This is a genomic window from Brucella sp. RRSP16, assembly GCF_052246815.1.
In the GTDB taxonomy this organism is placed as follows: Bacteria; Pseudomonadota; Alphaproteobacteria; order Rhizobiales; family Rhizobiaceae; genus Brucella; species Brucella intermedia.
This window is the reverse complement of sequence record NZ_JBQQAM010000066.1, coordinates 1-293: the sequence shown is the minus strand read 5'-3', so window position 1 is coordinate 293 and position 293 is coordinate 1. Positions and strand designations below refer to the sequence as shown.

The window sequence follows — 293 nt, the reverse complement described above, 5'->3', positions numbered from 1 at the left end:
TTCAACTTGAGAGTTTGATCCTGGCTCAGAACGAACGCTGGCGGCAGGCTTAACACATGCAAGTCGAGCGCCCCGCAAGGGGAGCGGCAGACGGGTGAGTAACGCGTGGGAACGTACCATTTGCTACGGAATAACTCAGGGAAACTTGTGCTAATACCGTATGTGCCCGAAAGGGGAAAGATTTATCGGCAAATGATCGGCCCGCGTTGGATTAGCTAGTTGGTGGGGTAAAGGCCTACCAAGGCGACGATCCATAGCTGGTCTGAGAGGATGATCAGCCACACTGGGACTGA

Annotated in this window: 1 rRNA gene; it reads left to right on the top strand. The window is 53.9% G+C overall.

Annotated features, from left to right (window positions below):
• Positions 1–2: 2 nt before the first annotated feature.
• A 16S ribosomal RNA gene (locus tag ACS5UA_RS22925) occupies positions 3–293 on the top strand; the annotation flags it as partial.